Consider the following 7,658-nt stretch of genomic DNA (forward strand, 5'->3'; position numbering starts at 1 on the left):
CGCGCCCCGACTCACCGGGGCGCGATGCCCGTTGCGGGGCGCGGCCCGTCGGCGCACCGGGGTCAGGAGTGGACGCGTGCGAGGAACTCGACGAGCGCCGGGTGCTCCGGGGCGTCGAGGACCTCGGCCGGTGCCCCCTGCTCGACGACCTCGCCACGGTGCAGGAACACGATCCGGTCGGCCACGTTCCGCGCGAAGTGCATCTCGTGCGTGGTCATCAGGATGGTCGAGCCCTGCCGCTTCAGCTCGGTGACGAGGTCGAGCACCTCGCCGACCAGCATCGGGTCCAGCGCGCTCGTGACCTCGTCGAGCAGCAGGAGCTCGGGGTCGGAGGCGATCGCCCGGACGATCGCGACGCGCTGCTGCTGCCCGCCGGACAACCGGTCCGGGTAGGCGCCGGCGAAGTCCGCCAGGCCGATCCGGTCGAGCAGGCGCCGTGCGGTCTCCTCCGCCGACGCCCTGCCGATACCGTGCACCTGCCGCGAGGCGAGGGTCACGTTGTCGAGCACGCTCATGTGCGGGAACAGGTTGAACTGCTGGAACACGACGCCGATCCGCGCCCGGGTCGCGTCGACGTCGATGCGGGGATCGGCGATGTCGGTGCCCTGCAGCAGGATCTCCCCGTCGTCGATGCCCTCGAGCAGGTTCACCGTCTTGAGGAGCGTCGACTTGCCGGAGCCCGAGGCCCCGATGACGCAGATGACCTCGTGGCGGTGCACCGTCAGGTCGATCCCGCGCAGGACCTCGTGCTCGCCGAACGCCTTGCGCACCCCGCGCAGCTCGAGGACGGGAGCCGACGTCGCGGAGTCGAGCCGCGCCTCCTGGCCCGTCATACGGTCCCGCCGATCTGCTCGCGCCGCTGCTGCCGACGCGCGATCGCGTCGGTGACGCGGATCAGCGGCAGGCTGATCACCACGAACAGCAGGCCGGCGACGAAGTAGGGCGTGAAGTTGTAGGTCTCCGCCTGGGCGATCTGCGCGGACCGGACGGCGTCCACCGCGCCGAGGATCGACACGAGACCGACGTCCTTCTGCATCGACACCAAGTCGTTCATGAGCGCGGGCGTCACCTTGCGGATCGCCTGCGGCAGCACGACCAGTCGCAGCGTCTTCGCGTGCGACAGCCCGAGCGACCGGGCGGCGAGACGCTGCGACGGGTGGACTGCCTCCATGCCGGCGCGGAGCACCTCGGCGATGTACGACGAGTACGTCAGGACGATCGCGATCGTGCCCCAGACCTCGGCGGGGAGGCGCGGGAAGACCCCGAGCCCGGGGATCCCGTAGCCGACCAGGTAGAGCACGATGATGAGCGGCAGGCCGCGGAACAGGTCCGTGTACCCGGTGGCGAGCATCCGCAGCGGGAAGAAGACCGGGCTGCGCAGGCCTCGGACGACGGCGAGGAGCGTGCCGAACACCGCGACGCCGATGGCGCTGAAGAACAGGATCCGGATGTTCAGCCAGAGGCCCTCGAGGATCGCCGGGAACGAGTCGATCGCGGTCTGCGGGTCGAAGAACGATTGCTGGACCGCAGCCCAACCGGGGGTGTTCACGACGCCGAAGTAGACGACGGCGACGACGACGAGCGTCGACGCGACGGACACCACGATCGACCGGCGTCCGCGCTGCCGACGGTAGAGCCGACGCTCCTGCTCGACCTGGCTCGGCGCCGCTGCGGCCACCGGGGTGCCGGCGCCAGCTGGGACGGTCATGCGCGCTACTTCAGGACGGGGGTGTCGGTCTCCGAGGAGAGCCACTTGGTCTGCAGGTCCTCGAGCGTGCCGTCGGCCTTCAGCGCCGCGAGCGCCTTGTCGACCTTGCTCGTCAGCTCGGAGTCCTTCGGCAGCACGAAGCCGAACTGGTCGCCCGTGCCGTCCGCCGGGAACTGCGCCGAGACCGTGCCCTTGCCGTCGAGCTGCGCGCCGGACATGTAGAAGGCGGTCGGCAGGTCGGTCACGATGGCGTCGATCTGACCGGACTTGAGCGCGAGGACGGCGTCGTCGTTCGAGTTGAAGACCTGCGGGGTGACCCCGAGGACGTCCTTCACGCTCTGGATGCTCGTCGACCCGGTGGCGACGCCGATCGCGTCCTGCTTGAGCGCGCTGATCGTCGTGTCGTCCGCGGCCGTGGAGGACTGCGTCGTCACGACCGCCTGCGTCGTCGTGTAGTACGGCGTCGACATGTCGACGGCCTTCTTGCGCTTCGCGTCGATCGAGAACTGCTGGATGTTCAGGTCCCAGTCCTTCGGGCCCGGGGCGATCGCGCTGTCGAAGGTGCTCCGCTTCCAGACGACGTCGCTCTTCGCGTAGCCCATCTCCTTCGCGACGGCGTAGGCCACCGCGGCCTCGAAGCCCTTGCCGGACTGCGGCTTGTTGTCCTCGACCCACGGCGAGTACGCGGGCTGCCCGGTCGCGATCGTGAGCTTGCCGTCGGTGACGGTGCCGTCGGCGTTGCCGCTGCCGCCCGCCGAGCAGGAGGAGAGCGCGAGTGCGGCGACCGCGGCGGTGGCGACGGCGATGGTGAGGCGGAGGGATCGGGTCACGGTCGGGCCTTCGTGCGAGGGGGTTGGGGGCAGGACGCAGTGTACTTCGGTGTGGGATACCAACGCGAGACGGCTGTCTCGCGACTACTCGGCGAGCGTGAAGTCGTCGAACGAGAACCCGGGCGACACCAGGCAGCTCAGCAGTACCTCGCCGTCGCCGGGCAGGGTCCGCTGCCACACCCCGCCGCGGACGAACGCCTGTGCGTCGTTCACCCGATCGCGCCCGGCGTCCGGGCCGAGCGTGATCGTCGCGCCGGGCTCGGGCTCGTCGCCGTCGCCGCCGAGCTGCAGCTCGACGCTGTCCGGCCCGTGCCACATCCAGATCTCGTCGCTCGTGACCCGGTGCCAGGCCGAGGCCTCGCCCGGGGGCAGCAGGAAGTGGATCAGGGTCGCGGCGGGCCGGTCACCCGCCGCGGTCGACACGGTCGCGGGCGAGGTCCACGTGCGGACGTACCAGCCGCCCTCCGGGTGCGGCTCCATGCCGAGGGCGACGGCGCGTTTCGGCACGTCGAGCCACTCGATGAGCGTGCCGTCGACGGTGCGACGGGCGGCCATGCCGGGGCGGGGGGCGGTCTCGGTCATGATTCCTCCGGGGAACGATCAGGTGGGACGGCGGGGCCGGTCGACGCGCCGTCGACGGCACGGACGACACCGCGGATCACGGTCGCGACGGCGCGACCGGCACCGTCCTCGACGAGCTCGGCGAGGGCGTCCGGCACGGTCCGCGCGTCGACGTCGAAGACGGCCAGGTCGGCCCGCGCCCCGACGGCGAGGTGCCCGGTCCGGTCCGGCCCCACGGCGAGCCCCATCGCGTGCGCACCGCCGAGGGTCGCCGCGGCGAGCAGGCGTTCGTGCAGGTCGCGGTGCCCGTAGCCCTGCGCACGGGCGATCCGGTGCAGGGCGGTGACGTCGGCCATCAGGTCGAGGGACGGCGACGACGACAGCGAGTCCGTACCGATCGCGATCGGGCTGCCCTCGCGCAGGTAGTCCGCGACGGGCGGCGGATCGAGTCCGATCACGGCGTTCGAGCGCGGGCAGAGTGCGACGGCGGTCCCCCGCGCACGGAGCAGTGCCCGGTCGGCTGCGGTCAGGTACACGCCGTGTGCGATGTGGCAGTCGGGCCCGAGCACGCCGAGACGGTCGACGAACGCGGTCGCGCTCGCGCCGAAGCCGAGGGCACGCATCGCTCGGAACGACGGCACGTTCGCCAGGTGCCAGTCGTTGCCGTGGCCGACGCCGTCGACGCCCTCGAGTCCGGGCACCGGCCCGAGGGCGACGCGCTCGCCCTCGAAGGCGGCCTCGCCGAGGTGCAGGTGCAGCCGGAGGCCACGCTGGCGCACGATGTCGGGGAGCTCGAGCAGCGGGGCGACGTCGAGCGAGTACGGCGCGTGCGGGGAGAGTCCGGCGCCCGGTTCGGTCGGGATCCGCTCGAGTTCGCCGAGGACCTGGTCGCGGCCGTGGCTCTGCCAGGCCTCGTTCTCCCAGTCCATGACCTCCCAGTAGGCGATGCCGCCGAGGCCGGCCTCGGCGAGCACGGTCGACGCCTCGATGTCCGTGACGACGTCGGCGATGCTCGTCACACCGGCGAGGATCGACGACGTCGCGCCGGCTGCCGCCTCGGCGTGCCAGTCGTGCGACTCGGCGTAGTCCTCGTTGAACGCGCGGGCCCAGTCCTCGAAGCCGCTGTACTGCCGCTGCCCGACACTGGCCATGCCGGTGTACTGCAGGTGCGAGTGCGCGTTCACGAGGCCGGGGAGCAGGGCGCCTCGCCACGGTCGTTCGGTGAACGGCATGCCGGAGCCGGCGAGCTGGTCGACGACCCACGACCGCTCGCCGACGTGCAGGATGCGGCCGTCCTGCACCGCGACCGCTCCGTCGGCGATGGGCGGCGCGGTCATCGGCACGACGATCCGCGCCGAGTGGACGGTGACGGGGTGGCCGGCGCTCACGTCGGGTCTCCGAAACGGCGGGTCCGGACGTCGGGCTCGCGGTCCGCGGGGTGCTCGGCGACAGGCCGGGGAGGCGCGGCTGGCGCTCCGAACGCGGCGAGCGCCGCGCGGGCGGTCGCCTCGTCCACCGCGGGGTCGATCGGCACGACGGCCCGGTCCAACTCGTCGCCCCGTTCGAGGAGCATCCGGACGGCACCGAGCTGCGCGGCGAAGGACAGGTCCATGATCTCGATCGGGTTGCCCTCGGCAGCGGTGATGTTGATGCAGCCACCGCCGTCCAGCACGACCGGGCCGCCGTCCGCACCGGGGAACACGAGACGCTCGGCCTTCGGTCCCACCACGACCCGCTCGGCGCCGGCCGCTCCGGCGTCGTCGAGCGCCACCTCGTGGTCGACGCCGCCCGCGACCGCGATGACGGCGCCGTCCGGGCACGACCGCAGCGCGCGGAGGTCGATGGTGTCGGCGACGCCCGTGGCGCTCATCACCAGGTCGGCGTCCTGCACCGCCTCGGCGAGGGGCGCGACGGCGTACCCCGCGAAGAGCGCCTGCAGAGCGCGGACCGGATCCGTCTCGGCGACCGTCACGCGCAGACCGAGTGCCGTGAGCACCAGGGCGACCCCCTCGCCGACGTGGCCGAACCCGGCGACGACAGCCGTGCCTCCCGGTCCCACACGGTGCGTGCCGGACGGGAGTCGATCGAGCAGGTCGAGCACCGCGAACACCGTCGACTGCCCGGTGCCGTACCGGTTGTCGAAGAGCGTCTTGGTGCGGGCGTCGTTCACGGCGACGACGGGGATGCCGAGCTCGCCGCGCGCGGCCATGGTGCGGAGCGGGCGGAGGCCGCTCGTCGTCTCCTCCGCCGCGCCCAGCATGGTGGGCAGGAGGTCCGGTCGCTCCCGGTGCGCGAGTCGGATGACGTGCGAGCCGTCGTCGAGCAGGATGTGCGGCCGGGTCTCGAGCATCGCGAGCGCGAGGGCCTTCTGCTCGGGGAGCGAGGCGGTGCTGCTCGCGTGCACGGTGAGCCCGGCGGCCCGGAGCACGTCGGCCACGGCGTCGTCGGTCTCGTCGGCGTGGGCGTAGACGACGACCTCGGCGCCGGCGTCACGGAGGAGCAGGCTCAGCACGGCCGTCTTCGGCTCGAGGAACATCGCGACGCCGATCCGGGTGCCGCGCAGGAGGCCGCCGTCGCGGAGCTCGGCGGCGACCGCGCGCGACACCGGCATCGACCTCCGGGCCCAGCGCAGGCGGGCCTCGGCAGCGGGGTCGTCCTCCGACTCGCGGCCGGTGGAGACGAGGAAGACGTCGTCCGAGGTCGTCGGCACCCTGAGGACCCCCGGGCGCGCGATCGTGACCGGGCCGAAGGCGTCCTCGTCGACGGCGGGCAGGTGTCGTCCGGCGTCGACCACGACGAGGGTCGCTCCTCGGGGCCGGTCGGCCTCGCGCTCGACGACCGGTGTGGACTCCTCGGGCGAACCGACGCACCAGAGCTGGTCGACGGGTTCGTGGGCCAGTGCCTCGCGGGCGCCGAGCCCCGTCAGCAGCGAGCGCAGTGCGGCGGTGTCGCGGGGGTCACCCCCGACGATGCGGAACCGGCGCGCGGCGACGAGCAGGTTCGTCGCGCTCGCGAAGCGCCGGACGGCCGCAGAGGCCCATGCGCGGGTCTCGGGGTCGGCTCCTGGCGGCATGGTCCCAATCGTAGGGCGAGCGGGTGGCGCGCCCGTGTCCGGCGGGTGGCCGGGGGTCCGCTCGTCCGTCGCGTCAGCGCAGGACGTGCGGCGGGGGTGTGCCGTCCCATCCCCCGCCGGCGGGCGACGCGGACGCGGATGCGGACGCGGGTGCCGGCCAGCCGGCGAGCGCGGCGTCCCGGTCGAGCCGTCGGTGCCGGCGCAGCACCGTGACGAGGACCACGACCCCGACGGCCGACACGATCGCGAGCCCGATCACGTACAGGGTCGTCGCGACGCCGGCGATCGACGCCGGGACGTCGCCGTTCCGCGCTGCGGAGAAGGGCGTCCCCGTCACGACGAACGCCAGCAGGGTGGAGATCGTCGAGTTCGAGTCCCAGAGCCCGTGGAGCAGGGCGACCCCGACGTAGGCGACCACCGGGGCCCACGACCAGCGGAAGCGGTCGCGACCACGCGCGGCACCGAACAGGACCGCGCCGAGGATCGACGTCCACAGCACGTGGCCGACCGGGGAGAGCACGGCACGGACGACCTCGGTCTGCAGCAGGGACGCCAGGTCGATGCCCCTGGCCGTGATGGCCGCGTTGAACGCGTACCCCGCCGACTCGAACGCCGCGAACCCGGCGCCGACCGTCGCCCCGAGCAGCGCCCCCTGCCGCGCCGTCTTCGGACGGACCCGCCACCCCACGAACAGGAGCAGGACGCCCTTGACGAACTCCTCGACGAACCCGACCACGATGTACACGAGAGCGTCCTGCTGCAGGTTCGCCTCGAGCAGCGATGCCCCGAGGACGCCGAGGATCCCGCCGACGAAGAACGCGACGATGAGCTGCATCGTGCTGACCGAGCCGGTCACGCGCTCGATGACGAAGAGCACCACCGTGAACGGCACGAGGAAGCTGCCGAGCAGGATGATCGTCGGGATGAGGTTGGTGTTCAGCGTCGTGATCGTGACGACGATCGTGACGACCCAGAGCAGGAAGCCGACGAGCAGGGTCTTCCACCACCAGCCGTGCCGGTGGTGCGGGTGCGCGACGGGGACGTCCGTGGTCGGGCTCATGGGGCAATGGTGCTCCGCCCGGGTCCCGCCGGTCACGGGAATGCTCGGGGTCCGTCGGACGTACTCTCTGCACATGAGCGATGCATCCTTCGACAAGGTCACGATGTTCGGTGCGGACTGGTGCCGCGACTGCCGCCGTTCCAAGGCGCTGCTCGACACCCTCGGGGTGGACTACGAGTACGTCGACGTCGAGGCGGACCTGACCGCGGCGGACCGTGCCGAGGAGATCAGCGGGCGGAAGAACATCCCGGTCGTCGTGCTGCCGAACGGGAAGCACTTCGTCGAACCGTCGGACGCCGAGCTGCGCTCCGAGCTCGAGGCCGCGGGCGTCGTCTGACGTCGGGTCCCGACGCGACCGGTCCGCGAGTCGCGCTCGCGACGCGACCATGACGGGAGGCGCGGTGCGCGTCCGACGCGCACCGCGCC

8 protein-coding genes are annotated in these 7,658 nt (G+C 72.5%); 1 reads left to right on the forward strand and 7 read right to left on the reverse strand.

The window, feature by feature from the left end; genetic code table 11:
• Window positions 1-62: 62 nt before the first annotated feature.
• From Q7F20_RS16925 to Q7F20_RS16955, 7 genes are all read right to left on the reverse strand, one after another.
• Window positions 63-833 carry an amino acid ABC transporter ATP-binding protein gene (locus Q7F20_RS16925; RefSeq protein ID WP_305741233.1) on the reverse strand — a complete coding sequence of 257 codons (771 nt, stop codon included), beginning with the start codon at window positions 831-833 and terminating at the stop codon, window positions 63-65.
• Entirely contained in the window at window positions 830-1,708 is an 879-nt protein-coding gene (locus tag Q7F20_RS16930) for an amino acid ABC transporter permease (protein ID WP_305741234.1), read from the reverse strand. Before Q7F20_RS16930 ends, Q7F20_RS16925 begins: the two co-directional genes overlap by 4 nt.
• Before the next feature lie 5 nt (window positions 1,709-1,713).
• A complete protein-coding gene (locus Q7F20_RS16935) occupies window positions 1,714-2,538 on the reverse strand; it encodes an ABC transporter substrate-binding protein (protein WP_305741235.1) in 825 nt (274 codons plus the stop codon).
• Between the two features lie 84 nt (window positions 2,539-2,622).
• Entirely contained in the window at window positions 2,623-3,120 is a 498-nt protein-coding gene (locus Q7F20_RS16940; RefSeq protein WP_305741236.1) for a cupin domain-containing protein, read from the reverse strand.
• Window positions 3,117-4,487, reverse strand: a complete 1,371-nt coding sequence (locus tag Q7F20_RS16945) for an amidohydrolase family protein (protein ID WP_305741237.1) — start codon at window positions 4,485-4,487, stop codon at window positions 3,117-3,119. Before Q7F20_RS16945 ends, Q7F20_RS16940 begins: the two co-directional genes overlap by 4 nt.
• Window positions 4,484-6,172, reverse strand: a complete 1,689-nt coding sequence (locus tag Q7F20_RS16950) for an adenosylhomocysteinase (protein ID WP_305741238.1) — start codon at window positions 6,170-6,172, stop codon at window positions 4,484-4,486. Before Q7F20_RS16950 ends, Q7F20_RS16945 begins: the two co-directional genes overlap by 4 nt.
• A gap of 73 nt (window positions 6,173-6,245) precedes the next feature.
• Window positions 6,246-7,232, reverse strand: a complete 987-nt coding sequence (locus Q7F20_RS16955) for a PrsW family intramembrane metalloprotease (RefSeq protein WP_305741239.1) — start codon at window positions 7,230-7,232, stop codon at window positions 6,246-6,248.
• A 73-nt stretch (window positions 7,233-7,305) separates the two neighbouring features.
• Between Q7F20_RS16955 and Q7F20_RS16960 the strand changes: the two genes are divergently transcribed.
• The gene (locus Q7F20_RS16960; RefSeq protein ID WP_071295832.1) at window positions 7,306-7,569 is read left to right on the forward strand and encodes a glutaredoxin family protein; all 264 of its coding nucleotides are present in this window, start codon (window positions 7,306-7,308) and stop codon (window positions 7,567-7,569) included.
• Window positions 7,570-7,658: the final 89 nt, after the last annotated feature.

It is taken from the genome of Curtobacterium sp. A7_M15 (genome assembly GCF_030705415.1).
Classification (GTDB): domain Bacteria; phylum Actinomycetota; class Actinomycetes; order Actinomycetales; family Microbacteriaceae; genus Curtobacterium.